The sequence below is a fragment of the Neisseria sp. P0021.S007 genome (assembly GCF_051956855.1).
In genome coordinates, this window is sequence record NZ_JBQCXA010000714.1 from 1 (window position 1) to 623 (window position 623).

General features: G+C 56.8%; 2 protein-coding genes. Both read left to right on the forward strand.

Annotation, left to right across the window (positions count from 1 at the left end; all coding sequences use genetic code 11):
- On the forward strand, positions 1–254 hold a 254-nt coding region (locus tag ACTHUR_RS15540; protein ID WP_440399534.1), incomplete at its 5' end, for a hypothetical protein.
- A 1-nt stretch (position 255) separates the two neighbouring features.
- Positions 256–623 (forward strand): phage protein Gp27 family protein (locus tag ACTHUR_RS15545; protein ID WP_440399535.1); only part of this gene is annotated, 368 nt, incomplete at its 3' end.

Consider the following 623-nt stretch of genomic DNA (forward strand, 5'->3'; position numbering starts at 1 on the left):
CCCTTAATAAAGCCCGCCCTCATACCACCAGCGAGGCCTTTCTGCTGGACATCATGAACGCGATTTACCCGCAGACCACCGCCACCGAACTGCGCCAGCAGCTCGACTACCTTGCCGACCGCAAAATGGTCGAGCTGAATAAAGCACCGCACGGCTTGTGGTTTGCCGACCTTACCAGTTTGGGTGTCGATATTGCCGAATACACAGTCGAGTGCCGCGCCGGTATCGCCCGCCCCGAAAAAGTTTGGAGCTGATATGGCAAAACGCAGCGTCATCGACCAACTCCCCGAAGCTGTACGCCACGAGTTCGAACGGAAACTCGTCGAAAACGGCTTCGCCGACTATCAGGCATTATCCGAATGGTTGCAGCAACAGGGATACGAAATCAGCCGCTCCGCCGCCCATCGGTACGGCCAAAAAGTACAGCGTCGGTTTGCCGCCATCAAAAACAGCACCGAAGCGGCACGCCTGATTGCCGAAGGTGCGGCAGACGAGGGGGATACCCGCTCCGAAGCCTTGATGGCGATGTTGCAGACAGAGTTGTTTGAGGCATTGGTGCAGATTGGTGAGATGCCCGAAGACGAGTTAAACGCGCTTGACCGCTTCGGTATTATGAGCGAGGG